This is a genomic window from Plantactinospora sp. CNZ321 (assembly GCF_004217235.1).
Map to the genome: position 1 here is coordinate 2,444,747 of NZ_SHKQ01000001.1, position 25,186 is coordinate 2,469,932.

Here is a 25,186-nt window from a genome sequence, read left to right on the forward strand (position 1 = left end):
ATGGACGACGCACTGCTCCGGAGCCTCACACCGAGCGTGCTCGGGATCCTCGTCCGCCGCGGAGCCGACTTCGCGGCGGCCGAGGATGCCGTCCAGGACGCCCTGGTCGAGGCGGTCCGGGTCTGGCCGGCTGACCCGCCACAGGACCCGAAGGGCTGGCTGATCACGGTGGCGTGGCGCCGGTTCCTCGACGCGACCCGGGCCGACGCGGCCCGCCGCCGCCGTGAGAACCTCCTCGACGAGGAGCCGGCGCCCGGTCCCGTACCCACGGTGGACGACACCCTCCAGCTCTACTTCCTCTGCGCCCACCCGTCGCTTACACCGTCGTCGGCGGTCGCACTCACGCTGCGCGCCGTCGGCGGCCTGACCACCCGCCAGATCGCCCAGGCCTACCTGGTACCCGAGGCGACCATGGCGCAGCGGATCAGCCGGGCCAAGCGCACCGTCTCCGCCGTACGGTTCGACCAGCCCGGCGACGTCGCCACCGTGCTGCGCGTCCTCTACCTGGTCTTCAACGAGGGCTACTCCGGCGACGTCGACCTCGCCGCCGAGGCCATCCGGCTCACCCGGCAACTCGCGGCCGCGATCGACCACCCCGAGGTGGCGGGGCTGCTGGCCTTGATGCTGTTGCACCATTCCCGGCGTGCCACCCGGACCACGCCGGACGGTGCACTGGTGCCGCTCGCCGAGCAGGATCGCAGCCGGTGGGACACCACGCTGATCGCCGAGGGCGTCGAGATCCTCCAGGCGGCCCTCGCCCGCGACCGGCTCGGCGAGTTCCAGGCCCAGGCCGCCATCGCGGCACTGCACGCCGACGCTCCCAAAGCCGAGGAGACCGACTGGGTCCAGATCGTCGAATGGTACGACGAACTCGTGCGCCTGACCGACAGCCCGGTCGTCCGGCTCAACCGCGCGGTGGCCGTCGGTGAGGCCGACGGACCGCGCGCCGGGCTGGCGGCGCTCGCGGCGCTGGACGACGCACTGCCCCGACACACGGCGGTGGCGGCGTACCTGCACGAGCGGGACGGCGACCTCGCGACGGCGGCACGGCTGTACGCCGAGGCGGCCCGGACGGCACCCAACCTCGCCGAGCGTGACCATCTGACGCGGCAGGCCGCCCGAATCAACACGCAACGGTCCCACTCGCACTGACGCCCCACACCGTGACCCCGTAGCGGGCGCGGCGGCGGGTGGGCCTTCGTCGCGTCCCGGCTGTGGAATGATCGCTGACCGTGCGCCCCACGCGTGTCCTACTGACGATCTTCGTCGTCGCCGGCACGCTGTCCGTGCTGGCGACGCTGTTCTCGGCCGACCACGCCGCCGCGCAGTGCGCGCTCGTCGCATCGGCCGCGCTGATCGGGTACGTCGTGTTCGCCGGCCCGACGGTCGCGCGGGTGCGACCGGCGCTGGTCGCCGGCATCGCCCTGCTGGCGATCCCCACCGCCGTGGAACTCTGGTGCAGCCCCGCGCGACCGGCCACCCGCCAGTTGCTCATTCCGATCTACATGCCGCTGGACGGTGGTGCCGCGTCGACCGGCCGGACCACACTTCCACAGCCGATTCTCGACCAGTGGCGGCAGGCACTCGACCAGGAACGGCTGGCCTGCGTGGCACTGCTGCTCGGAGTCCTCTGCCTCGCCGTGGCGGTACTCGCGCTGCCGGTCCGCCAACGGCCGAAGGCCACGGTACCGGCCAGAGTCGTCGCCGTACTCCTGCTCGTGATCGTCGGTGTGGACACCTGGTCCCGGGTCGACGACGACCCGCTGCTCGGCCTGCTCGGGGCTGGCTGGCCGGCGCTGCTGGCCACCCTCGTGGCGGCGGCCGTGCTGGCGCTGTCGGCGTCGCGCGCCGACCGGGCCGGCCTCGTTCCGCTCGGAGTGCTGCTGCTCACGGTCTCGGCGGCCGTCGCCTTCCACGATCTCGTCCGGCGCTGGTCGGCCTGGTGGACCTTTGCCAACCCGGCTGACGGCCTCTTCCTCTCGGCCGGCGTGGCCACGTCACTGGCCGGTCTGGTCGACGTGTCGGCGGCGCTGCTGGCCACGGTGACGCTCGCCGCGCCGGCGCTGCTCGCGGTCGGCGCACTACGCGCCTGCCGAGCCGCCGACCCGACCTAGCCATCCACCGCGTCACCCATCGCGCCATTCACCGCGTCACCCATCGCGCCATTCACCGCGTCACCCATCGCGCCATTCACCGCGTCACCCATCGCGCCATTCACCGCGTCACCCATCGCGCCATTCACCGTGGACCGTCGCGGCACGACGCACCCTCCGCTGATCACCGGGACCCGGCGGGGGCGGCGACGCGGCGCGGGTGTCCTAGCGTGACCGTATGGCCTCCGACCAGATCCCCGAGCTGGTGCTCCTCCTGACCGTGTACGTCGCCCTGTCGGCGGTCACGCTCGCACTGCTCTACTGGGTCGTCCGCTTGGCGGTACGCCACGCGATCGAGGATGCCGACCGCCGCCGCCAGGCGAGCCAGCGCCGCTGACAACCCCCGGCGGTACGGCGACGGGCGGCCGACACCGCCCCGTTCACCACGACAGCCGGGCCACCGCGCCGATTTCCAGGGCGACCCACACCACGCCGTCGGGGTCGACCGCGATCCCGTGCGGCTCCGACCCCGGCGTCGGCAGGTCGTACTCCCGGATCGTGCCGTCGGGGCCGAGCCGCCCGACCCGGTTGGCGCCCCACTCGGTGAACCAGTAGCTCCCGTCCGGTGCGGCGGCGATCGCGTGCGGCCGGGCGGCCCGGTCCGGCAGCGGGATCTCGGTGATCTCCCCGTCCGGGGTGATCCGGCCGAGCTGGCCGGCGGCGATCTCGACGAACCAGACCGCGCCGTCCGCACCGCCCGTGATGCCGACCGGTCCGGCGTCGGCGGTCGGCAGCGGGTGCAGCGTGACCGCGCCGTCGAGTGCGATCCGGCCGACCGCGTTCGCCTGGTGGAGAGTGAACCAGAGTGCCCCGTCGGCACCGGCCGTGATCATCGCTGGGCTGCCACCCGTCTCGGGCAGCGGATGCTCCTCGATCGCACCGTCGGTGCCGATCCGGCCGATCCGGTCGGCGTTCAGCTCGGTGAACCAGAGCGCGCCGTCCGGCCCGGTGGTGATCCCGTACGGGCCGCCGTTCGGCGACGGGATCGGATACGAGGTGACCTCTCCGGAGAGCGACACCCGCCCGATCCGGTGGTCTCGTCGGGTGAACCAGAGTGCGCCGTCCGGTCCCGCCGTGATGACGGAGGGGCCGGTCGATTCGCCGAGCGGATAACGACGAATCTCCCCGGTTGCCGTCATTCGGAGGATTTCCCCGCCATGTACCAGGGTGACCCATGTTGCGCTGTCCGGTCCGATGGTGACGCCGTACGGACCGGCGGTGGAATCGGCTACCGGAAACTCCCGGACCGATGGATGACGGGCGGATGTCATTGGTTTCCTTTCCGCAGAATTGTGACCGGGGCGAGGAGCCGAATCGCAGATCGGCACCGGACGTTTGGGTAATCAACCCGCCAGCTGCCGGACGCGCAGGGGGTCGCGGCAGGCCGGTTCCGGATCGAGTACCCCGGCGGCCATCACCCGGTGCTCACCGCGCCACCGCTCGCGCAGCCGCCGGTCGTGGCTGACCACCAGCACCGCGCCCGGATGATCTGCCAGGGCGGCCTCCAACTCCTCGACCAGCCCCGGTGACAGGTGGTTGGTCGGCTCGTCCAGCAGCAGCAGGTCGGCCGGCTCGCTGACCAGCCGGGCCAGCGCGAGGCGTCGCCGCTGACCGGTGGAGAGCTTCCCGACGGGTACGCCGAGCCGCTCCCGGTCGAACAGCCCCAGCGAGAGCAGTTCGTCGAGGTACTCGGCCGGCGGCCCGGGCCGACCCCGCCCGAAGGCGGTGAGCAGCGGTTCCCCGGGGCATTCCAGCTCGACCTCCTGGGGCAGGTAGCCGATCCGACCCCGCCGGAGGACCCGGCCGGCGTCCGGAGCCAGATCTCCGGCGAGTACCCGCAGCAGAGTGCTCTTCCCGGCCCCGTTCGCCCCGCTGATCAGCAGCCGCGCCCCGCTGTCCAGCGTCAACCGGGTCGCCGCCAGCCGTCCGTCGACGGCCACGCCGTCGGCGTCGAGCAGTACCCCGGTGGTGCCGGCGCCGGGCAGCGTCGGGGTGAACCGCAGCGGCTGCGGTGGTGGCGGTACGGGATGCTCGGTCAGCCGGCGCAGCCGCTGCTCGGCGTTGCGTACCCGGCTGGCGACCGACTGCTGCACCCGGCCGGCGTCCCGGTCGTACGCCATCTTGTTGCGGTCCTTCATCGCCCGGCCCGGTGCGACCTGCCGGGCCGTGGTCGCCGCCGCCTCCCGCAGCCGGCCGACCTCGGTCTGCCAGTCGAGGTGAACCTGGGCCCAGCGCCGCCGGGAGGCCGCCTTCTCGGCGAGGTATCCGGTGTACCCGTCGCCGTACCGGACCAGGGTGTGCCGGTCACCGTCCACTTCGATCAGTGTGCCGGCGACCCGGTCGAGGAAGACCCGGTCGTGCGAGACCAGCACCGTGCTGCCCCGCCGGCTGCGCAGCTGCTCTTCCAGCCAGTTCAGCGAGTCGTCGTCGAGATGGTTGGTCGGCTCGTCGAGCAGCAGCACCTCGGAGCCGGCCGACAGCACCGCGGCCAGGTGCAGCCGGGCCTGTTCACCGCCGGACAGTTCGCCGAGCCGCCGGCTCCGGTCGATCCCGGCCAGGCCGAGCGCGTGCATCGTCCGTTCGACCCGGGCGTCGGCGTCGTACCCGCCGCGCAGTTCGAAGACGGTGGCCAGGTCGCCGTACTCGGTGAGTTGCCGCTGGTCGCCGTCGCCGAGCAGCGGCTCCAACTCCCGCAGCCGCGCCTCGATCCGGCGCAGCTCGGCCAGGGCGTCGTCGATGGCCTGCCGCACGGTCAGGTGTCCGGGCAGCGGCGCGTCCTGCCCGAGATAGCCGAGGCCGCCGGTGGTGACGACGGTCACCTGTCCCTCGTCGGGGCGTTCCCGTCCGGCGAGCAGCCGGAGCAGGGTGGATTTGCCGGAGCCGTTCTCCCCGATGATCGCGGTGCGTTCGTCCGGGGCGATGGCGCAGCTGACCGCGTCGAGCACGGTCCGGTCGGCGTAGCGCTTGGTGACGTTGTGCAGGCTGAGCTGGGTAGGCATGGGAGCGACTCCGGTCGTCGGCGGATCAGCCACCGGTCGGGCGGCGGCTCGGGACGCGGGGAACGCTCACCTGATCATCGGACGGGTACCTACCAAGTCTGACGGGGACTACCTTAAGTCTACTGATGTAGCAGTAAGATAATGCCATGTCCCCGCCGCGAGTGCCAACCGATTCCGCCGCCGGGCCCGTCCGCCGGCCGGGCGGCCGCAGCGCCGAGGTTCGCCGCCGGGTGCTCGACGCGGTCCGGGCCCACCTGGTCGAGTACGGCTACGACGCGCTCGGCATCGACGCCGTGGCGGAACGGTCGGGGGTGCACCGGACCACGGTCTACCGGCGCTGGCGTGACGTCGGTGGACTCCTCGCCGACCTGCTCATGGCGGCCACCGACGACGACTGGCGGCCACCCGACACCGGCACGCTGGAGGGCGATCTGCGCGCCGTCAACTCCGAGGTGTACGCCGCGCTGACCGCCGAGCCCCCGGTCACGATGGCGCTGATCGCCGCGTCGTTCCGATCGGCGCCGGCCGCGGACGCCCTGCGCTCCTTCTGGGCGGACCGGTACGACCGCTGCGCCGTCATCGTCCACCGGGCCGTACGACGCGGCGAGATCCCCGCGGGCAGCGACCCGCACCGGTTGCTCGTCGCCGCCACCGCGCCGCTCTACCACGAACTGGTGCTGCTGCGGTCCGCACCCGGCGGGCAGCTCGGGTCCGAGGCCGCCGGCAGTGCGGTGCTCGCGGCTCGGGCCGGCGCCTTCACCTGAGGCTGTCGGGTCGTGGACGTGCCGGCCCGACGGGTATGAACATCCCGGGGTGGCCGGTCGAATCGTCGGTGACTCTCCGGGGTGGACGCACTCGGTTGCCCCGGACCTGGTGCGCCCGACTCGTCTGGGCTCCGTCCGAAATGGTCATACTCCCGCTATTGAAGCGATTTAGGTGAAATCTACCTACGATGGCGTTTGAGATACCTGAGCGCGTACGTGCGGTGAGTCTTATTGAGCGCTGAGTGAATCATGTCGGTCATTTGCCTGCCTGGCGCTTGCGGCCGGGCGGGGGAGTTCAACCTACCGAACGGTTAGACTTTGCCGATCCCCCGGCTGGTCGCCCTTCCGATGGCTTTGCCGGTTCCTTGGATTGTGGCACCATCATGGAACATCTGGCTTTCACCTCATCATCTCGACGGGAGCAACCAATGCCTGCATGGAGGCTGGGCCGGTTCATAGGCTCTCTTCTTGTGCTCGCCGTGCTTGCCGTCGGCGGGTTCGCCGCAAGCGCCGGCGCGGTCGGTTGGTCAGAGCGGAACGCTGTCGTCGCCTCCGAGTTGTCGGGTGACGAGGCAGAAGTCACCGAACCGGAGGTCACCGACCCAGAGGTCACCGACCCGGAGGGCGACGTGCATGCCTTCGGCTTCGAGTGGGGTTAGAGACTCCCCGTAGCGGAGCGACCTTCCGGGGTTGAGGAGCAACCTCCCGTGGATGGGGAGTGGTATGCCTAGGGGCTCTTCCGCGACGCGTCGGTCCCCCGAGCATGCCTGGCTCGTCACCGGCCCGCTCGGGATCTTCGCCGTCGTCATGACGGTCGCGCTCGGCGTCCTCGACAGGGAACGCACCGGCGAGTGGGCGCTTGCCGTGCTGGTCAGGGAATCCGTTGGCGAGTGGGCACTGGCCGCCCTGGTCCTCGCCCTGGTCCTCGCCTCCGAGATGCCGATGTTCTACATCGTCATCCGGCGCCAGACGATTCCCTTCACCATCACCGAGATTCCGCTGCTCTTCGCGCTCTTCGTGCTGCCGCCGCTGACCGTCGTACTGGTCTTCACCCTGGGCTCGCTGATCGCCCAACTCCGCCGCCGGTTCGCCCAACCGAAGCTCTGGTTCAACGTCGCCAAGGCCGCGGCGGCGAGTTCGCTGGCCAGCCTGGTCGTCCTCGCCCTGCCGGACATGCGCGGGTTCGGGCCGGGGACCTGGGCCATCCTGGCCGCCGCCGTCGGCAGTCACACCCTGATGACCCTGGTCGCCGTGGCGGCGTTGATCGCAGTGATCCATGACGCCTCGGCCGGCTGGGAGATGGTCCGCTCCTCCGGACCGGGCCTGATCACCGCGGCGATCAACGTCGCCGTGGGCCTGGTCATCATGCTCTGCCTCCGTACCACCGGGTGGTCCGCCCTGCTGCTGGTGGCGCTCGCCAGCGCTCTGGCGGTGCTGTACCGGTCCTACTCGCAGTTCTTCCGGCAGCACCGGACGCTGGCCGACGTGTACGAGCTGACCAAGGCGATGAGCGAGCGCGGGCAGGACGGCACGCTGGCCGACTCGCTGCTCGGCCGGGTCCGGGCGATCATGCAGGCCGAAACCGCCACCCTCTGGCTGCCGGCGCAGGGCCGGCATCCGGAGGTACTGCTGACCGCGCGGGTCGAGGAACGCGGGCTGCTCGACATCTCCCGGACCCCGGTCATCGCCCGCCAGCGGGCATGCGAGGAAGGGCGTACGGTGGCCGCCGGCGCTCGGGTGGGCGACGACCGGGAGATCCGGGAGGCGTTGCGCGGTGCGGGCCTCAAGGAGGTGATCGTCACCCCGCTGCGATCCGGTCAGGCGGTCATCGGTTCCCTGGAGGTGGTGAACCGGCTCGGTGACACCGGCCACTTCACCGAGGCCGACCTGCCGGTCTTCGAGACGATCGCGGCGCACGCGGCGGTCGCGCTGGAGAACTCCCGGCTGGTGGACCGGTTGCGGCACGACGCGTACCACGACGCGCTGACCAACCTGCCCAACCGGCGGCGGGTGCGCGGCGCACTGGAGGAGGCGGTCCGGGTCCGCGCCCCGAACGAGGTCGTCGCGGTACTGCTCTTCGACGTTGCCGGCCTGCGCCACGTGAACGAGTCCGTCGGGCACGCGGCCGGTGACCGGGTCCTGGTCGAGGTCGCCACCCGGCTGCGCGCGCTGGCCCCCGCCGCCGCCCTGGTCGGCCGGGTCGGCAGCGACGAGTTCGTGGTGACGCTGCGGATGGAGAGCAGCGACGCCGCACTCGACCTCGCCGCCGAGCTGCGCGATCAGATCCGCGACCGGATGGTCTTCGACGTGCTGGTCCTCGACATCGACACCGTGGTCGGGGTCGCGGTGCATCCGGACCACGGGGACGACCCGGCGACCCTGCTCCAGCGCGCCGATCTCGCGGTGACCAGGGCAAAGTCGGCCCCGGACGGGATCCAGCTGTTCAGCCCCGGGCTGGAGTCCCGGTCGTCGCGCCGGCTCGGCCTCGCCGGCGACCTGCGCCGCGCGCTCGACCACGCCGAGGTGGAGGTCTACTACCAGCCAAAGGTCGCGCTGACCGACCGACGGCTGGTCGGGGTGGAGTGCCTGGCCCGGTGGGTGCACCCGGCGCACGGAACGGTGGCCCCGGAGGACTTCGTGGCGGTGGCCGAGCACACCGGCCAGCTGCCCGAGCTGACCAGGATGGTGCTCGGCGAGGCGCTGCGGCGCAGCCGCGACTGGACCAGCGGCGGCGACAGCCTCGCCGTCTCGGTGAACATCTCGCCGCGTACGCTCGCCGACCAGCAGTTCCCGACCCTGGTGCAGGGGATGCTCGCGGAGTACGGCGTCGCCCCGGAGCTGCTCACGCTGGAGATCAAGGAGGCCGGCGTACTGGACGGCACCGAACGCGCGGTGCCGGGGCTGCGCCGGCTGCGCGACATCGGGGTACGCCTCGCCGTCGACGACTTCGGCACCGGCCACTCCTCGCTCTCCTACCTGCGCCGGCTGCCGGTCAACGAGGTCAAGGTCGACCGCTCGTTCGTGCAGGGGATGGCGACCGATCCGGTGGACCTGGCGATCGTGAACGCGGTGGTGACGCTCTCCCAGCAGTTCGGCCTGGCGGTGGTGGCCGAGGGGGTGGAGAGCGAACTCACCCTGGAGCTGCTCCAGGACATCGGGTGCCAGATCGGGCAGGGCTTCCTGTTCAGCCGTCCGCTGCCGTACGAGCGCCTGGAGGCGTGGTTCGCCGCCCAGACGGAGTCCGACGCCCAGTCCGGCCCATCCGACGTACGGCGGCTGCGGGCGGTGCCCTGAGCCGCACCGCCGACCCGGGACCGATGCCCCGGTATGGTCGCCGGGGATCTGATTTCACCTCGTGCCCGGCGACGTGTACTCTTACCTCTGCGCGCCACCGGGAAAGATCGCGTGCGCGCCCCCTTAGCTCAGTCGGCAGAGCGTCTCCATGGTAAGGAGAAGGTCTACGGTTCGATTCCGTAAGGGGGCTCAGAGGGTTCAGCTGGACCCGCCACGGCGGTGTAGCTCAGATGGCAGAGCAAGCGGCTCATAATCGCTGTGTCGCCGGTTCAAGTCCGGCCACCGCTACTCTCGGGCGCCGGGCCACCCCGGAGACCGAAACGAGGGCGCCGTTGGCGCCCACTTTGCGTGTCCGCGTGGCAGGCGTCTACGCTGGTACGTCGTAGTTCAGTCCGCTAACCAGGAAGGCGCCCCGCCGTGGCCAAGGCGACCGATGTCCGTCCCAAGATCACTTTGGCGTGTGTGGAGTGCAAGGAGCGCAACTACATCACGCGTAAGAACCGCCGCAACGACCCGGACCGCATCGAGCTGAAGAAGTTCTGCCCCCGGGACGGCCGGCACACCGTTCACCGCGAGACCCGCTGACCGCGGCCGACGTCGGTCGGCCCACCAGGCACCCCAGGATCGCCGTTCCGGCCCTGGCGAGCGCGCCCTCCGAGCCCGCTCCCGCCGAGGCCCGGGCGGCGATTTCTGCATCTCCGCGCCCCGCCCCGCTCCGGCCTCCCGCTAGCTCTGTTCCGGCCGCCGGGCGGCGTCCCCGACGGCTCGCCCCGGCCGTGTAGGTTCGGCGGCATGTCCCTGGACCCGTCCTTCGTCGGCCGCAGCTATCCGCCGACTCCGCCCTACCAGGTGGGCCGCGAGAAGATCCGAGAGTTCGCCACGGCGATCGGCGCCGCCGATCCGGCGTACCACGATCCGGACGCGGCCCGGGCGCTCGGGCACGCCGACGTGGTGGCCCCGCCGACCTATCCGTTCACGATCACGATGGCGGCCAACCGGCAGATCGTCGAGGATCCGGAACTCGGTGTCGACTACAGCCGGGTGGTCCACGGTGACCAGCGGTTCCGGTACACCCGACCGGTGGTGGCCGGCGACGAGCTGGTCTGCGTCAACACGATCGAGGAGATCGTCAACCGGGGAGGGCACGGCTTCATGACCACCCGCACCGAGGTGAGCACGACCGCCGGGGAGCCGGTGGTCACCGTCTGGACCAAGCTCGTCGTACGCGGAGAGGGCTGAGATGGATCTTTCACCTCGTACCTTCCGGATCACCCGCGCGGACCTGGTCCGATACGCCGGCGCCTCGGGGGATTTCAACCCCATCCACTGGAGCGACCGGTTCGCCGGCAAGGTCGGGCTGCCCGGGGTGATCGCGCACGGCATGCTCACCATGGCGCTGGTCGGGCGGGCCGTCACCGACTGGGCCGGCTCACCGGACGCGGTGGTGGAGTACAACGTCCGGTTCACCCGGCCGGTCGTGGTGCCGGACGACGACGAGGGCGCCGAGATCGAGGTGAGCGCCACGGTCCGGGGCGAGCCCGAGGACGGACTCACCCGGCTCGACCTGACCGCCACCTGCCAGGGGGAGAAGGTGCTGGCCCAGGCGCGGGCGGTGATCCGCACCCCGGCCTAGCTCCGTGGCGGAGAAGCTCGACGGGGCTCGCTGGACACACCGGTTGGGAAACTCGTGCCTCTACCCGTACACTGGTCCGCCGTGGGGCAAGTGGCCTCTACTCAGGCGTGCGTACCTGAGTGGGTCCGGCTGCCCCCACAGGGGTGTAGCTCAATTGGCAGAGCAGCGGTCTCCAAAACCGCAGGCTGCAGGTTCAAGTCCTGTCACCCCTGCGCCTACGGCCTGACCGGTCCCGGGATCGGCGTCGCCACCACGGTGGCGACCGGCTCGTGTTGGTGGCATCGGCGGGGTCGAGCCGAGGCGGTTCGTCCGCCCGGTCCGCTCCCCGACGGAACCGCCGGCCGCGGGCCGTTCCGGGGACGGTCGTCCGGAGGTTCGGTCGAGGGCGGTCGGCGCCCGCGACGGGACTCCGGATTCCGGCCGGCGTGAAAAGCGCAGCGCGCGCCCACCGGCGTGCGTACCAACCACCCGGCGACGGAGGGCGAAGTGGCCGAGAAGAATCGGCGCGACGAGGACGACAACGACCGTCTCGACGACGAGATGATCGACGACGTTGTCGACGATGACGCCGACGACGAGGCGGACGAGCCGGTCGGGCGTGGTGGCACCGCCATTCGCGAGCGCACCAAGGCCGACTCGGCGGACAGCAGGCCCAAGACCAAGCCAGAGGGTCGGGTCGGAATATTCGGCCGGCTTGCCCGGTTCTTCCGCGAGGTCGTGGCGGAGCTGCGTAAGGTCATCTGGCCGACCCGTAAGGAACTGCTGACCTACACCGCCGTGGTGGTCGTGTTCGTCGCCGTGGTGCTGTCGATCGTGGCCGGGCTGGACTACGCCTTCGCCCGCGGCGTGCTGTGGGTCTTCGGCGGCTCCAGTTGACCACCTGCCCCACCTGATAGTGACGGAAGTGAGCGAGCGTGCCTGAGTACGACGAGACCGCCGAGACCCCGGACGAGCAGTCCGCGGTGGCGACGGCGAGCGGTACCGAGTCGGTCGAGGCCGCCAACGAATCGGAGTTCGCCGCTGGCGAGGCAGCGGACGAGGAGTACGACCCGGTCGCCGAGCTGCGCCAGAAGCTCCGCTACGCGCCCGGTGACTGGTTTGTGGTCCACTCGTACGCCGGTTACGAGAACAAGGTCAAGACGAACCTGGAGACCCGGATCACCAGCCTCGACATGGAGGAGTTCATCTACCAGGTCGAGGTGCCGACCCGGGAAGAGGTCGAGGTCAAGAACGGCAAGCGCCTCCAGGTCCAGAACAAGGTCTTCCCGGGCTACATCCTGGTCCGGATGGAGCTGACCCCGGAGTCGTACTCCTGTGTGCGCAACACCCCCGGGGTGACCGGCTTCGTCGGCGCGACCGACCGGGCCGACCGGCCGGCACCGCTCTCGCTCGACGAGGTGCTCAAGTGGCTCGCCCCGGCGGTGGAGACCGAGACCAAGAAGGCGAAGCCGGAAGTCAAGGTGCTCGACTTCGAGGTCGGCGACTCGGTCACGGTGACCGACGGCGCCTTCGCGTCGCTGCCGGCCACGATCAGCGAGATCAACGCCGACCAGCAGAAGCTCAAGGTCCTGGTGTCGATCTTCGGTCGGGAGACTCCGGTCGAGCTTAACTTCAACCAGGTCGCCAAGATCTGATCGACGGGCGCCCGGGGCTCCCGGCCCGGGCCGACCTCGGCGCGTCGCCCAGCCGGTGCTGCGTTACTCTTGAACGTCGCCCGCGACGCAGGCGCGCTTGACCGTGCGCGCCGACGGACGACGTCAGGTGCAGTTCCTCACGTTTCAAGCCCAGGAAGAGACATGCCTCCGAAGAAGAAGCTCGTCAAGACGTTCACGCTTCAGCTCCCGGCGGGCCAGGCCACCCCGGCGCCGCCGGTCGGCCCGGCGCTGGGCCAGCACGGCGTCAACATCATGGAGTTCTGCAAGTCCTACAACTCGCAGACCGAGTCGCAGCGCGGCGACATCGTGCCGGCCGAGATCAGCGTGTACGAGGACCGGACCTTCACCTTCGTGCTGAAGACCCCGCCGGCCGCCCGACTGCTGATAAAGGCTGCCGGCGTGCAGAAGGGCTCCGGCGTCCCGCACAGCCAGAAGGTCGGCTCGATCAGCCGCGCCCAGTTGCGCGAGATCGCCGAGAAGAAGATGGCCGACCTGAACGCCAACGACGTTGAGCACGCCGAGAAGATCATCGCCGGCACCGCCCGGTCGATGGGCATCACGGTCAAGGAATAGTCCTCCTCCCCACCCCTACCGGCACGATCAGTTCGTGGGAGGGCGGCGGCACGCCCGCGGCCCGCCAGACACCACAGGAGTAATTAGATATGCAGCGCAGCAAGAGCTACCGCAAGGCCGCCGAGGCCATCGACCGGGACAAGCTCTACACCCCGGTCGAGGCCGTACGCCTGGCCAAGGGGAGCAGCACCGTCAAGTTCGACGCCACGGTCGAGGTCGCGATGCGCCTCGGCGTCGACCCCCGTAAGGCCGACCAGATGGTCCGGGGCACGGTCAACCTGCCGCACGGCACCGGCAAGACCGCCCGCGTGATCGTCTTCGCGGCCGGCGCCAAGGCCGACGAGGCGACCGCCGCCGGGGCGGACGTGGTCGGCACCGACGAGCTGGTCGCCCGGATCCAGGAGGGTTGGCTGGACTTCGACGCGGCGATCGCCACGCCCGACCAGATGGCCAAGATCGGTCGGATCGCGCGGATCCTGGGCCCGCGCGGTCTCATGCCGAACCCGAAGACCGGCACGGTGACCATGGACGTCACCAAGGCCGTCTCGGACATCAAGGGTGGCAAGATCACTTTCCGGGTGGACAAGCACTCCAACCTGCACCTGATCATCGGCAAGGCGTCGTTCTCCGAGACCCAGTTGGTCGACAACTACGCCGCGGTGCTCGACGAGGTGCTCCGCTCCAAGCCGTCCGCGGCCAAGGGCAAGTACCTGCGGAAGATCACCCTCACCACCACCATGGGCCCGGGCGTTCCGGTCGACCCGAACGTGGTGAAGAACCTGCGGGAGTCGGCCGAGGCCTGAGCCTCGACCGAACCGGTCGGTCCCGTCCGACGCGGGGCGCCCAGCGAAGTTTCGCGGGCGCCCCGCGTCTGCGTTCCGGGTGCATGACGGGCTTCGGTCGTTTGCCGCCCCATCCACCGGGGCGCCACGGGTCCCACGGGCCGGGCGACGCTGTGGCACTCTGCAACCCGTGCGACTGGAACAGGTCTGGCTGCGGTACGGCGTCCGCGCTCCGTGGGTGCTGCGCGCGGTCGAGGCGGAGATAGCCCCCGGGCAGAGCGCCGTGGTGCTCGGCCGCAACGGTGCGGGCAAGTCGACGCTGCTCCAGGCGGCGGTCGGCGTACTGGATCCGACCCGGGGCGTGGTCCGGGATCGGCCCCGGACGGTCGGCTGGGTGCCGGAGCGGTTCCCGGCGGACCAGCCGTACACGGTCGTCCAGTACCTGACCGGGATGGGCCGGGTCCGAGGACTCTCCGGCGCGGCGGCGGCCCGTACCGCGACCGGCTGGATCGAGCGCCTCGGACTGGCCCCGTACCGCGAGGTCCGGCTGCCGGCGCTCTCCAAGGGCACTGCCCAGAAGGTGGGGCTGGCCCAGGCCCTGCTCTGCCCGCCCGGTCTGCTCGTCCTGGACGAACCGTGGGAGGGGTTGGACGCGGCCACCCGGGAGCTGGTCCCCGAACTCATCGGGGAGGTGCTCGCCGACGGCGGCGCGGTGCTGGTCAGCGACCACCGTGGCGAGACGGTACGGCTGCCGGACGCCGTGCGGTGGACCGTGACCGACGGGACCGTGACCGTACAGCCCCCGGCCGCCGCCGAACAGCGGGTCGACGACACCTCCGCCGGCAGTGCCTCCGCCGGGACTCCGGTCGCCGCCGACCAGACCGTCGCGGGGGCAGGAACCCTGGTGGTGGAGATCGCGGTCTCGACCGCCCGGGCGTTGGAGACGGTCGCCGCGCTGCGCCGCGCCGGCCACCGGGTGCTCGGGGTACGGCGCCCCGCCGAACCGCCAGCCGCTGCCGACGGTGCGGCCACGCCGGCCGGCGAGCCCGACGGGGGCGACGGGCGGTCGGCGGATCCACCGGCTGCCGCGGAGGCCCTGGAAGGTGGGGCGGCATGACCGCGCTGGCCCGGATGCGACTGGCGGGCTTCGTCCGGACCGCCCGAGCGCTGCCACCGCTGATCGCCGGGCTGGTCGCGCTCACCGTGCTGTACGGGGGCGGTGCCGCACAGGCCGCCGAGGCGTACGGTGTCTCCGCCGTGGTGCTCTTCCCGGTCCTGGCCTGGCAGACCAAGCTCCTGCTGGACACCGAGCCGGACACCCAGCGCCGGCTTGCGGTGGTCGCCGCCGGACGCCGCGCGGAACTGGCCGGCGGAGTACTCGCCGCCGGGCTGGCCGGGCTGGCCCTGATTCCGGTCGCGCTGCTGCTGCCCTGGCTGGTAGGCGGGGTGACCGGGCCGGAACGCGACGGCGACCTGCCGCTCGCACTCGGCCTGACGATCGGGCTCTGGGCACACCTGCTGGTCCTGCCGGCGGCCGTCGCCCTGGGCGCGCTGGCCAGCCGGGCGGCCGCCAGCAGCCCGCTGTACGGACTGGCCGCCCTGGTCGGCGGGGTGGTCGGGGTGTACGTGTTCGGACTGAAGGACTCCCTGCTGCCGTGGGTCGCCCCTCCGGTACTCGCCGTCGCCCGGGCCAGCACCGCCGGACCGACCGGTGGTTCGGTGCTGCTGTTGACCGGGCACGCCCTGTTCTGGAGCGCGACGGCACTTGCCGGTTACGCCCTGCTGCGCCGTCGCCGGACGTGATCGGCGCGCGGGGCGGACGTGAGCCGGACCACCTCGGGTGATTTGGTCGTCACGGCCGGCATCCCGTACTCTGATAAGCCGGTCAGGCTAGCTTGGCCGACGTTTTACCCAGAGACCGCTGGTCACCGTGCCCCGGCACGGTCGAAGGTCCCGCTCGACGGGCGGCCCGCGCAGGGAGAGACGGTAGCGTGCCAGGTCGTGTCCACATGACCTTCCCCGCCCCGTGCGCCCTGCGCCGGGGCTTTCTCGTTGTGGCGGAACCTCCGAGCGCACCCGGGCTCCGACCGCGCCCGGACGGCCGGTCGGGCCGTGGCCAGCCTGGAGCAACGAGAGAGGAGGGACATGGCGGACAAGCCGGTTCGGGCCGACAAGGCCACCGCCGTCGCCGAGCTCACCGAATACTTCCGCAACTCGGGAGCCACCGTGCTGACCGAGTACCGCGGGCTGACGGTTTCCCAGCTGACCCAGCTGCGCCGCTCGCTGGGTCGGGACACGACCTACGAGGTGGCGAAGAACACGCTGGCCAAGCGTGCCGCGACGGATGCTGGCATTGCCGGCCTCGACGAGCTGTTCACCGGTCCTACCGCGCTGACCTTCGTCTCCGGCGACGTGGTCGAGGCGGCGAAGGGTCTGCGGGACTTCGCGAAGGCCAACCCGAAGCTCGTCATCAAGGGTGGCGTCTTCGAGGGCCGGGCGATCACCGCGGACGAGGTCAACAAGCTCGCCGACCTTGAGTCCCGTGAGGTGCTGCTGGCCAAGATGGCCGGCGCGATGAAGGGCAGCCTGAGCAAGGCCGCTGCCCTGTTCCAGGCGCCGCTGGCGCAGACCGCCCGCCTGGCGGCTGCCCTGCAGGACAAGCGTGAGAAGGAGGGGCGGGCCTGAGCGGCCAGCCCTCCGGTACCCCGATATTCGTGTAAGAGATTAGGAAAGGACGCCAGACACCATGGCGAAGCTCAGCACCGAAGAGCTGCTCGACGCGTTCAAGGAGATGACGCTGATCGAGCTCTCGGAGTTCGTGAAGCAGTTCGAGACCACCTTCGACGTGACCGCCGCCGCGCCGGTGGCCGTCGCCACCGGTGGCCCGGCGGCCCCGGCTGCCGAGGCCGAGCCGGAGCAGGACGAGTTCGACGTCATCCTGGAGGCGGACGGCGGCAAGAAGATCCAGGTCATCAAGGTCGTGCGCGAGCTGACCGGCCTGGGTCTGAAGGAGGCCAAGGACCTCGTCGAGGCCGCGCCGAAGCCGGTCCTGGAGAAGGCCAACAAGGAGGCCGCCGAAAAGGCCAAGGCCAAGCTGGAGGCCGAGGGCGCGAAGGTCACCCTCAAGTAGTTTCCGCAGTACGTCGCCGAGGGGCCCGTACCCCCCACTCTCCGCTCCGCCGAGCGGGGTGCAGCGGAGGTACGGGCACCGCGGCGGCCCGCGTCGGCCGAGTGACCTGACGCACAGAAGTGTCGCCGACGGGCGGCGATCCGGCGCCGGATCGCCGCCCGTCTCCGTCCGCTGACTGGCTGCGACCGTGGATGATCAGGGCTTTGGCGCCTCGGACGGCTGTCGCCGGCACGTCCGGGCGGTCAGGCTCGGGTGGCGACGCGGGCAAAGACGTCGCCCGACCCGGGCATCAGCCCTTGACGCGACACGAACCGGCAGGCACGCTGACATCAGCAAGACCTTCCGCGCTTGCGACGGCCGACACCTGGGTAAGGGCCAACGGCAGCACCACGAGCCGCCGGTCACTACGAGGCCTAGCGGGATGCGTGCGGGACGTGTGAGCGCGCTCGGCGCGCGCCGACCGACGGTTGGCGACACGTTCTGCAACGCCCTGCCGTGGTGGGCTGGACAGCGGTTAGCCGCTCGGCTACACTGCTAGTTTGCGCTGCCTTCCGACTTGACCCCTGCTCGGAATGTCCAGTTTTGGGCGTTTGGAGTGGGGCCATTGGAGTGCACGCGTGACAGCCGCATCTAGCAGCACCGGTCCTCGGAAGGACGCATCTTGGCAGCTTCCCGCCCTGCGAAGACCAGTCGTACGTCGAGCGCTTTCGCGCCCCGCCGAATCTCCTTCGGCAGGATTACCGAACACCTCGAGGTCCCCAACCTCCTCGCCATCCAGAACGAGTCGTTTGACTGGCTGGTCGGCAACGAGGCTTGGCAGGGCCGGTCGGCCGACGACCCGCACGCTCGATCGGGTCTCGCCGAGATCCTCGACGAGATCAGTCCCATTGAGGACTTCTCCGGCACTATGTCGCTCTCCTTCTCCGCGCCCCGCTTCGACGAGGTCAAGGCCTCGATCGAGGAGTGCAAGGAGAAGGACCTGACCTACTGCGCCCCGCTCTTCGTGACCGCGGAGTTCACCAACAACACCACCGGCGAGATCAAGAGCCAGACGGTGTTCATGGGTGACTTCCCGATGATGACGCCGAAGGGCACCTTCATCATCAACGGCACCGAGCGCGTGGTGGTCAGCCAGCTCGTCCGGTCCCCGGGCGTCTACTTCGACAAGCAGCCGGACAAGACCTCCGACCGCGATCTCTCCAGCGTCAAGGTCATCCCGAGCCGGGGTGCCTGGCTGGAGTTCGACATCGACAAGCGCGACACCGTGGGTGTCCGCATCGACCGTAAGCGCCGGCAGGCCGTCACCGTCCTGCTCAAGGCGATCGGCTGGACCAACGAGCAGATCCGTGAGCGGTTCGGCTGGTCCGAGCTGATGATGACCACCCTGGAGAAGGACCACATCGCCGGGGTGGACGAGGCGCTGCTCGACATCTACCGCAAGCTCCGGCCGGGCGAGCCCCCGACGCGGGAGAACGCCCAGACCCTGCTCGACAACCTCTTCTTCAACCCGAAGCGGTACGACGTCGCCAAGGTCGGCCGATACAAGTTCAACAAGAAGCTCGAGCTCGACGTGCCGATCAACACCGGCACGCTGACCGAGGACGACATCGTCGCCACCGTGGAGTACCTCTGCCGGCTGCACGCCGGTGAGGAGGGCTACGAGGCCGACGACATCGACCACTTCGGCAACCGCCGGCTCCGTACCGTGGGCGAGCTGATCCAGAACCAGGTTCGGGTCGGCCTCTCCCGGATGGAGCGGGTGGTCCGGGAGCGGATGACCACCCAGGACGTCGAGGCGATCACCCCGCAGACCCTGATCAACATCCGTCCGGTGGTGGCGGCGATCAAGGAGTTCTTTGGTACGTCGCAGCTGTCCCAGTTCATGGACCAGACCAACCCGCTGGCGGGGCTCACCCACCGGCGTCGGCTGAGCGCGCTCGGCCCGGGTGGTCTGTCCCGGGAGCGGGCCGGCTTCGAGGTTCGGGACGTGCACCCGTCGCACTACGGCCGGATGTGCCCGATCGAGACGCCGGAAGGCCCGAACATCGGCCTGATCGGTGCCCTGTCGACCTTCGGCCGGGTCAACCCGTTCGGCTTCATCGAGACGCCGTACCGCAAGGTGGTCGAGGGCCGGGTCACCGACCAGATCGACTACCTGACCGCCGACGAGGAGGACCGGTTCGTCAAGGCGCAGGCCAACACCGCGCTGCGCGCGGACGGCACCTTCGCCGAGGACCGGGTCCTGGTCCGCCGGAAGGGTGGTGAGGTCGACTTCGTCGCGCCCACCGCCGTCGACTACATGGACGTGTCGCCGCGCCAGATGGTGTCGGTCGCCACCGCCATGATCCCGTTCCTCGAGCACGACGACGCCAACCGGGCGCTGATGGGCGCGAACATGCAGCGCCAGGCGGTGCCGCTGGTCAAGGCCGAGGCGCCGCTGGTCGGCACCGGCATGGAATACCGGGCCGCGGTCGACGCCGGCGACGTGGTCGTCGCCGAGGTCGGCGGCGTGGTCGAGGACCTGTGTGCCGACTACGTGACGGTGCACCAGGACGACGGCCACCGGCGTACCTACCTGCTGCACAAGTTCCGCCGCTCGAACGCGGGCTCCTGTGTCAACCAGAAGCCGATCGTCTTCGAGGGCGACCGGGTGGAGGCGGGCCAGGTCATCGCGGACGGTCCGTGCACCGACGACGGTGAGATGGCCCTCGGTCGCAACCTGCTGGTCGCCTTCATGCCGTGGGAGGGCCACAACTACGAGGACGCGATCATCCTGTCGCAGCGCCTCGTCCAGCAGGACTCCCTCACCTCGATCCACATCGAGGAGCACGAGGTCGACGCCCGGGACACCAAGCTCGGTCCGGAGGAGATCACCCGGGACATCCCGAACGTCAGCGAGGAGATGCTCGCCGACCTCGACGAGCGCGGCATCATCCGGATCGGCGCCGAGGTCGTCACCGGGGACATCCTGGTCGGCAAGGTCACCCCCAAGGGTGAGACCGAGCTGACCCCGGAGGAGCGGCTGCTCCGGGCGATCTTCGGCGAGAAGGCGCGTGAGGTCCGGGACACCTCGCTGAAGGTGCCGCACGGCGAGACCGGCACGGTCATCGGGGTACGCACCTTCAGCCGGGAGGACGGCGACGAGCTGCCGCCGGGTGTGAACGAGCTGGTCCGGGTCTACGTGGCACAGAAGCGGAAGATCCAGGACGGTGACAAGCTCGCCGGCCGGCACGGCAACAAGGGCGTCATCTCGAAGATCCTGCCCATAGAGGACATGCCCTTCCTCGAGGACGGCACCCCGGTCGACATCGTGCTCAACCCGCTCGGCGTGCCGAGCCGGATGAACATCGGCCAGGTGCTGGAGACCCACCTCGGGTGGGTCGCCAAGACCGGCTGGCAGGTCCAGGGCGACGACGCCGACTGGAAGCGGGCGCTGCGTGCGATCGACGCGGACTCCTCCGAGCCGGACACCAACGTGGCGACGCCGGTCTTCGACGGCGCCACGGAGGCGGAGATCTCCGGTCTGCTCTCGTCGACCCTGCCCAACCGGGACGGCGAGCAGCTGATCGGCGCGAGCGGCAAGGCACGGCTCTTCGACGGACGTTCCGGCGAGCCGCTGCCCGACCCGATCGCGGTCGGCTACATCTACATCCTCAAGCTGAACCACCTGGTCGACGACAAGATCCACGCTCGGTCGACCGGCCCGTACTCGATGATCACGCAGCAGCCGCTGGGTGGTAAGGCGCAGTTCGGTGGCCAGCGGTTCGGCGAGATGGAGTGCTGGGCGATGCAGGCGTACGGCGCCGCGTACGCCCTGCAGGAGCTGCTGACGATCAAGTCGGACGACGTCCTCGGCCGGGTCAAGGTGTACGAGGCGATCGTCAAGGGCGAGAACATTCCCGAACCGGGCATCCCGGAGTCCTTCAAGGTGCTGCTCAAGGAGCTGCAGTCGCTGTGCCTCAACGTGGAGGTGCTCTCCAGCGACGGTGTGGCTCTGGAGATGCGCGAGACCGACGACGAGGTCTTCCGGGCCGCGGAGGAACTCGGCATCGACCTGTCCCGGCGTGAGCCGAGCTCGGTCGAAGAGGTGTGAGGTGCGTGGTGGGTTCGGGGCGGCGCGACCCGCTCCGGCGCGGGTTCCGGGGCGCGATGCAAAGCGGGTGCGCCGGAACTCGCGAGGTCAGGCTTGATCCCTGACCGGGTTACGCCGCCCCGAACCCCCAGCCCCGGTGAGCTAGCAGTGAAACGACACGACACGAGGGACATATAACGTGCTCGACGTCAACTTCTTCGACGAGTTGCGGATTGGCCTGGCCACCGCCGACGACATCCGTCAGTGGTCGCACGGCGAGGTCAAGAAGCCTGAAACGATCAACTACCGCACCCTGAAGCCGGAAAAGGACGGGCTCTTCTGCGAGAAGATCTTCGGTCCGCAGCGGGACTGGGAGTGCTACTGCGGTAAGTACAAGCGGGTGCGGTTCAAGGGCATCATCTGCGAGCGCTGCGGCGTCGAGGTGACCCGTTCCAAGGTGCGCCGGGAGCGGATGGGGCACATCGAGCTGGCCGCGTCGGTGACGCACATCTGGTACTTCAAGGGTGTGCCGAGCCGGCTGGGCTATCTGCTCGACCTGGCCCCGAAGGACCTCGAAAAAATCATCTACTTCGCGTCGTACGTGGTGACCAGCGTCGACGCGGAGGCGCGGCACCGTGACCTCGCCACGGTGGAGAACGAGATCCTGGCCGAGAAGCGGCAGGCCGAGAACAGCCGCGACTCGGAGATCGAGAAGCGGGCCGCCAAGCTCGAGGCCGACCTGGCCGAGCTGGAGGCCGAGGGTGCCAAGGCCGACGTGCGGCGCAAGGTCAAGGAGGGCGGAGAGCGCGAGATGCGCCAGATCCGCGACCGGGCGCAGCGCGAGATCGACCGCCTCGACGAGGTGCTGGACACCTTCCGCAAGCTGGAGCCGAAGCAGTTGGTCACCGACGAGCTGCTCTACCGCGAGCTGCGGGACCGGTTCGGCGAGTACTTCACCGGTGGGATGGGCGCCGAGGCGATCAAGGCACTGGTCCAGAACATGGACCTGGACGCCGAGGCGGAGAACCTCCGCGAGATCATCCGCAGCGGTAAGGGCCAGCGGAAGATCCGGGCGCTCAAGCGGCTCAAGGTCGTGGCGGCGTTCCTGAACACCCGCAACTCGCCGCTCGGCATGGTGCTGGACTGCGTACCGGTGATTCCGCCGGACCTGCGCCCGATGGTGCAGCTCGACGGTGGCCGGTTCGCGACCTCGGACCTGAACGACCTGTACCGCCGCGTGATCAACCGGAACAACCGGCTCAAGCGACTGATCGACCTCGGCGCGCCCGAGATCATCGTCAACAACGAGAAGCGGATGCTCCAGGAGGCCGTGGATGCGCTGTTCGACAACGGCCGGCGTGGACGGCCGGTCACCGGCCCGGGCAACCGGCCGCTGAAGTCGCTGTCGGACATGCTCAAGGGCAAGCAGGGCCGGTTCCGGCAGAACCTGCTGGGCAAGCGGGTCGACTACTCCGGTCGTTCCGTGATCGTGGTCGGTCCGCAGCTCAAGCTGCACCAGTGCGGTCTGCCCAAGGGCATGGCGATCGAGCTGTTCAAGCCGTTCGTGATGAAGCGGCTGGTCGACCTCAACCACGCGCAGAACATCAAGTCCGCGAAGCGGATGGTCGAGCGGCAGCGGCCGGTCGTCTGGGACGTGCTGGAGGAGGTCATCGGCGAGCACCCGGTACTGCTGAACCGGGCGCCGACCCTGCACCGGCTGGGCATCCAGGCGTTCGAGCCGCAGTTGGTCGAGGGCAAGGCGATCCAGATCCACCCGCTGGTCTGCACCGCGTTCAACGCGGACTTCGACGGCGACCAGATGGCGGTGCACGTACCGCTCTCCGCCGAGGCGCAGGCCGAGGCACGGATCCTGATGCTCTCCTCGAACAACATCCTCAAGCCGGCGGACGGCAAGCCGGTCACCATGCCCACCCAGGACATGGTCATCGGTCTCTACCACCTGACCCACCTCACCTCGGGCGAGGCCGGCGAGGGCCGGGTGTTCAGCTCGGACGCCGAGGCGCGGATGGCCTTCGACAACGGTGAGCTGCACCTGCAGGCGCCGGTGAAGATCCGGCTGCGCGGCGTGGTCGAGGTCGACAACGGCCCCGGTACGTCGCCGTGGACCGCGCCGGAGGGCTGGGTCCCGGGTGAGCCGGTGACGGTCGAGACCACGCTGGGGCGGGTGCTGTTCAACGAGACCCTGCCGCCGGGCTACCGGTTCGTCAACTACGAGATCCGCAAGGGGCAGCTCTCCGCGATCGTCAACGATCTCGCCGAGCGGTTCCCGAAGGTGGCTCTGGCCGCGACGCTCGACGGGCTCAAGGAGGCCGGTTTCCACTGGGCAACCTGGTCCGGCGTGACGATCGGCATGGAGGACGTCATCGCGCCGCCGCGCAAGCGGGACATCCTGGAGCGGTACGAGAAGGAAGCCGAGCGGATCGACAAGCAGTACCAGCGGGGTCTGATGACCGCCGAGGAGCGTCGCGGCGAACTCATCGAGATCTGGACCAAGGCGACCAACGAGGTCGCCAAGGAGATGGAGACGGCGCTGCCGCAGGAGAACCCGCTGTGGAAGATGATCAACTCGGGTGCTCGCGGTAACCTGCTCCAGCTCCGTCAGATCGCGGCGATCCGTGGTCTGGTGGCCAACCCGAAGGGTGAGATCATCCCGCGGCCGATCAAGGCCAGCTACCGGGAGGGTCTCTCCGTGCTGGAGTACTTCATCTCCACGCACGGTGCCCGGAAGGGTCTCGCCGACACGGCGCTGCGTACCGCCGACTCGGGTTACCTGACCCGTCGTCTGGTGGACGTCTCGCAGGACGTGATCATCCGCGAGGAGGACTGCGGCACCGACCGCGCCATCCCGATGCAGATCGCGACCCAGCTCGACGGCCGGCTGGTGGCACACGAGCACGTGGAGACCAGCGTGCACGCCCGTACCCTGGCCGACGACATCAAGGGTGCCGACGGCAACCTGGTCGCCGAGCGGGGCGCGGACATCAACACGATCCTGGTCGACAGGATCGTGGCGGCCGGGGTGGACACCGTGCGGGTCCGCAGCGTGCTCACCTGCGAGTCCAAGCTCGGCGTCTGCGGGGCGTGCTACGGCCGCTCGCTGCCGACGGGCAAGACCGTGGACGTCGGCGAGGCGGTCGGGATCATCGCCGCCCAGTCGATCGGTGAGCCGGGCACGCAGCTCACGATGCGTACCTTCCACACCGGTGGTGTGGCGGGTGAGGACATCACCCAGGGTCTGCCCCGGGTCCAGGAGATCTTCGAGGCTCGGATCCCGAAGGGCAAGGCGCCGATTGCCGACACCCCGGGCCGGATCCGGATCGAGGACGGCGAGCGGTCGCGCAAGATCATCGTGGTGCCGGACGACGGCAGCGACGAGATCGTGTACGACAAGATCTCCAAGCGGGTGCCGCTCCAGGCACACGACGGGGATCACGTCGACGTCGGTCAGAAGCTGACCAAGGGCACCATCGACCCGCACGAACTGCTGCGGATCCTCGGCCCGCGGGCGGTCCAGGTCCACCTGACCCAGGAGGTCCAGGAGGTCTACCGGTCGCAGGGTGTGCTCATCCACGACAAGCACATCGAGATCATCATCCGCCAGATGCTCAAGCGGGTGACGGTGATCGACTCCGGCGCGACCGAGTTCCTGCCGGGTGTGCTGGTCGACCGGGCACTGTTCGAGTCGGAGAACCGCCGGCTCGTCTCCGAGGGCGGCGAGCCCGCGGCGGGTCGGCCGGTGCTGATGGGTATCACCAAGGCCTCGTTGGCCACCGACTCGTGGCTGTCGGCGGCGTCCTTCCAGGAGACCACCCGGGTGCTCACGGACGCGGCGATCCACGCCCGGAGCGACTCGCTGATCGGTCTCAAGGAGAACGTCATCATCGGTAAGCTCATCCCGGCCGGTACCGGCATCAGCAAGTACCGCAACATCCGGGTCGAGCCGACCGAGGAGGCGAAGGCCAAGGTCTACTCGATGACCGGTTACCCGGAGACCGACTACGGGTTCGGGCCGGCCAGCGGCCAGGCGGTGCCGCTGGACGACTTCGACTTCGGGTCGTACCGCTGACGCAACACGTGGACGCCCCGCCCGTCGCAGGACGGGCGGGGCGT

At 70.0% G+C, this 25,186-nt stretch carries 21 protein-coding genes and 3 tRNA genes; 22 read left to right on the plus strand and 2 right to left on the minus strand.

The window, feature by feature from the left end:
• The 3 genes from EV371_RS10880 to EV371_RS33375 all read left to right on the plus strand — a co-directional run bounded on the left by EV371_RS10880 (position 1) and on the right by EV371_RS33375 (position 2,490).
• A complete protein-coding gene (locus tag EV371_RS10880; RefSeq protein ID WP_130465817.1) occupies positions 1 to 1,152 on the plus strand; it encodes a DUF6596 domain-containing protein in 1,152 nt (383 codons plus the stop codon).
• Positions 1,153 to 1,232: 80 nt separating this feature from the next.
• Positions 1,233 to 2,114, plus strand: a complete 882-nt coding sequence (locus EV371_RS10885) for a hypothetical protein (RefSeq protein WP_130461935.1) — start codon at positions 1,233 to 1,235, stop codon at positions 2,112 to 2,114.
• A gap of 217 nt (positions 2,115 to 2,331) precedes the next feature.
• On the plus strand, positions 2,332 to 2,490 hold the full coding sequence (locus tag EV371_RS33375; protein ID WP_165436664.1) for a hypothetical protein: 159 nt from the start codon (positions 2,332 to 2,334) through the stop codon (positions 2,488 to 2,490).
• Positions 2,491 to 2,533: 43 nt separating this feature from the next.
• On the opposite strand, the gene EV371_RS10890 is transcribed toward EV371_RS33375, so the two are convergent.
• Together EV371_RS10890 and abc-f are read right to left on the minus strand one after the other, a co-directional pair.
• Positions 2,534 to 3,424, minus strand: a complete 891-nt coding sequence (locus tag EV371_RS10890; RefSeq protein ID WP_130461936.1) for a virginiamycin B lyase family protein — start codon at positions 3,422 to 3,424, stop codon at positions 2,534 to 2,536.
• A 72-nt stretch (positions 3,425 to 3,496) separates the two neighbouring features.
• Positions 3,497 to 5,152, minus strand: a complete 1,656-nt coding sequence (abc-f, locus tag EV371_RS10895; RefSeq protein WP_130461937.1) for a ribosomal protection-like ABC-F family protein — start codon at positions 5,150 to 5,152, stop codon at positions 3,497 to 3,499.
• Positions 5,153 to 5,382: 230 nt separating this feature from the next.
• On the opposite strand from abc-f, the gene EV371_RS10900 reads away from it, so the two are divergent.
• The 19 genes from EV371_RS10900 (at position 5,383) to EV371_RS10990 (ending at position 25,142) form a co-directional block, all read left to right on the plus strand.
• Positions 5,383 to 5,916 (plus strand): TetR/AcrR family transcriptional regulator, encoded by a 534-nt coding sequence (locus EV371_RS10900; RefSeq protein WP_207230730.1) that lies wholly within the window; start codon positions 5,383 to 5,385, stop codon positions 5,914 to 5,916.
• 428 nt (positions 5,917 to 6,344) lie between these two features.
• On the plus strand, positions 6,345 to 6,575 hold the full coding sequence (locus EV371_RS10905; protein ID WP_130461939.1) for a hypothetical protein: 231 nt from the start codon (positions 6,345 to 6,347) through the stop codon (positions 6,573 to 6,575).
• A 64-nt stretch (positions 6,576 to 6,639) separates the two neighbouring features.
• A complete protein-coding gene (locus EV371_RS10910) occupies positions 6,640 to 9,210 on the plus strand; it encodes a sensor domain-containing phosphodiesterase (protein ID WP_130461940.1) in 2,571 nt (856 codons plus the stop codon).
• A 117-nt stretch (positions 9,211 to 9,327) separates the two neighbouring features.
• Positions 9,328 to 9,400: transfer RNA gene (locus EV371_RS10915), tRNA-Thr, on the plus strand.
• 25 nt (positions 9,401 to 9,425) lie between these two features.
• A tRNA-Met gene (locus tag EV371_RS10920) sits at positions 9,426 to 9,498 on the plus strand.
• Between the two features lie 129 nt (positions 9,499 to 9,627).
• The gene (gene rpmG, locus EV371_RS10925) at positions 9,628 to 9,795 is read left to right on the plus strand and encodes a 50S ribosomal protein L33 (protein ID WP_007073056.1); all 168 of its coding nucleotides are present in this window, start codon (positions 9,628 to 9,630) and stop codon (positions 9,793 to 9,795) included.
• A 207-nt stretch (positions 9,796 to 10,002) separates the two neighbouring features.
• Entirely contained in the window at positions 10,003 to 10,449 is a 447-nt protein-coding gene (locus tag EV371_RS10930; RefSeq protein WP_130461941.1) for a MaoC family dehydratase N-terminal domain-containing protein, read from the plus strand.
• 1 nt (position 10,450) lies between these two features.
• Positions 10,451 to 10,843, plus strand: a complete 393-nt coding sequence (locus EV371_RS10935; RefSeq protein WP_130461942.1) for a MaoC/PaaZ C-terminal domain-containing protein — start codon at positions 10,451 to 10,453, stop codon at positions 10,841 to 10,843.
• Positions 10,844 to 10,982: 139 nt separating this feature from the next.
• A tRNA-Trp gene (locus tag EV371_RS10940) sits at positions 10,983 to 11,055 on the plus strand.
• Between the two features lie 274 nt (positions 11,056 to 11,329).
• On the plus strand, positions 11,330 to 11,719 hold the full coding sequence (secE, locus tag EV371_RS10945) for a preprotein translocase subunit SecE (protein ID WP_130461943.1): 390 nt from the start codon (positions 11,330 to 11,332) through the stop codon (positions 11,717 to 11,719).
• A gap of 38 nt (positions 11,720 to 11,757) precedes the next feature.
• Positions 11,758 to 12,477: a transcription termination/antitermination protein NusG gene (nusG, locus tag EV371_RS10950; RefSeq protein WP_130461944.1), complete on the plus strand. Its 720-nt coding sequence runs from the start codon at positions 11,758 to 11,760 to the stop codon at positions 12,475 to 12,477.
• Between the two features lie 162 nt (positions 12,478 to 12,639).
• A complete protein-coding gene (rplK, locus tag EV371_RS10955; protein WP_130461945.1) occupies positions 12,640 to 13,071 on the plus strand; it encodes a 50S ribosomal protein L11 in 432 nt (143 codons plus the stop codon).
• Positions 13,072 to 13,160: 89 nt separating this feature from the next.
• A complete protein-coding gene (rplA, locus tag EV371_RS10960) occupies positions 13,161 to 13,874 on the plus strand; it encodes a 50S ribosomal protein L1 (protein ID WP_130461946.1) in 714 nt (237 codons plus the stop codon).
• A gap of 169 nt (positions 13,875 to 14,043) precedes the next feature.
• Entirely contained in the window at positions 14,044 to 14,970 is a 927-nt protein-coding gene (locus EV371_RS10965; RefSeq protein WP_130461947.1) for an ATP-binding cassette domain-containing protein, read from the plus strand.
• Positions 14,967 to 15,656, plus strand: a complete 690-nt coding sequence (locus tag EV371_RS10970) for a hypothetical protein (RefSeq protein ID WP_130461948.1) — start codon at positions 14,967 to 14,969, stop codon at positions 15,654 to 15,656. Before EV371_RS10965 ends, EV371_RS10970 begins: the two co-directional genes overlap by 4 nt.
• Positions 15,657 to 15,998: 342 nt before the next feature.
• Positions 15,999 to 16,538, plus strand: coding sequence for a 50S ribosomal protein L10 (rplJ, locus tag EV371_RS10975; protein WP_130461949.1), 540 nt, complete (start codon positions 15,999 to 16,001; stop codon positions 16,536 to 16,538).
• A gap of 61 nt (positions 16,539 to 16,599) precedes the next feature.
• Positions 16,600 to 16,983 carry a 50S ribosomal protein L7/L12 gene (gene rplL, locus EV371_RS10980; protein WP_130461950.1) on the plus strand — a complete coding sequence of 128 codons (384 nt, stop codon included), beginning with the start codon at positions 16,600 to 16,602 and terminating at the stop codon, positions 16,981 to 16,983.
• A gap of 661 nt (positions 16,984 to 17,644) precedes the next feature.
• Positions 17,645 to 21,076 (plus strand): DNA-directed RNA polymerase subunit beta, encoded by a 3,432-nt coding sequence (gene rpoB / locus EV371_RS10985; protein WP_130461951.1) that lies wholly within the window; start codon positions 17,645 to 17,647, stop codon positions 21,074 to 21,076.
• Positions 21,077 to 21,254: 178 nt separating this feature from the next.
• On the plus strand, positions 21,255 to 25,142 hold the full coding sequence (locus tag EV371_RS10990; RefSeq protein ID WP_130461952.1) for a DNA-directed RNA polymerase subunit beta': 3,888 nt from the start codon (positions 21,255 to 21,257) through the stop codon (positions 25,140 to 25,142).
• The last annotated feature ends 44 nt before the right edge of the window (positions 25,143 to 25,186 follow it).

Excerpts from the sequence above, each read along its gene's own strand:
- rplK (WP_130461945.1), top strand. The coding sequence starts at position 12,640 with ATGCCTCCGAAGAAGAAGCTCGTCAAGACGTTCACGCTTCAGCTCCCG.
- EV371_RS10935 (WP_130461942.1), top strand. The coding sequence starts at position 10,451 with ATGGATCTTTCACCTCGTACCTTCCGGATCACCCGCGCGGACCTGGTC.
- EV371_RS10905 (WP_130461939.1), top strand. The coding sequence starts at position 6,345 with ATGCCTGCATGGAGGCTGGGCCGGTTCATAGGCTCTCTTCTTGTGCTC.
- EV371_RS10880 (WP_130465817.1), top strand. The coding sequence starts at position 1 with ATGGACGACGCACTGCTCCGGAGCCTCACACCGAGCGTGCTCGGGATC.
- EV371_RS10970 (WP_130461948.1), top strand. The coding sequence starts at position 14,967 with ATGACCGCGCTGGCCCGGATGCGACTGGCGGGCTTCGTCCGGACCGCC.
- rplJ (WP_130461949.1), top strand. The coding sequence starts at position 15,999 with ATGGCGGACAAGCCGGTTCGGGCCGACAAGGCCACCGCCGTCGCCGAG.
- abc-f (WP_130461937.1), bottom strand. The coding sequence starts at position 5,152 with ATGCCTACCCAGCTCAGCCTGCACAACGTCACCAAGCGCTACGCCGAC.
- rplL (WP_130461950.1), top strand. The coding sequence starts at position 16,600 with ATGGCGAAGCTCAGCACCGAAGAGCTGCTCGACGCGTTCAAGGAGATG.
- EV371_RS10910 (WP_130461940.1), top strand. The coding sequence starts at position 6,640 with ATGCCTAGGGGCTCTTCCGCGACGCGTCGGTCCCCCGAGCATGCCTGG.
- EV371_RS10890 (WP_130461936.1), bottom strand. The coding sequence starts at position 3,424 with ATGACATCCGCCCGTCATCCATCGGTCCGGGAGTTTCCGGTAGCCGAT.
- rplA (WP_130461946.1), top strand. The coding sequence starts at position 13,161 with ATGCAGCGCAGCAAGAGCTACCGCAAGGCCGCCGAGGCCATCGACCGG.
- EV371_RS10930 (WP_130461941.1), top strand. The coding sequence starts at position 10,003 with ATGTCCCTGGACCCGTCCTTCGTCGGCCGCAGCTATCCGCCGACTCCG.
- EV371_RS33375 (WP_165436664.1), top strand. The coding sequence starts at position 2,332 with ATGGCCTCCGACCAGATCCCCGAGCTGGTGCTCCTCCTGACCGTGTAC.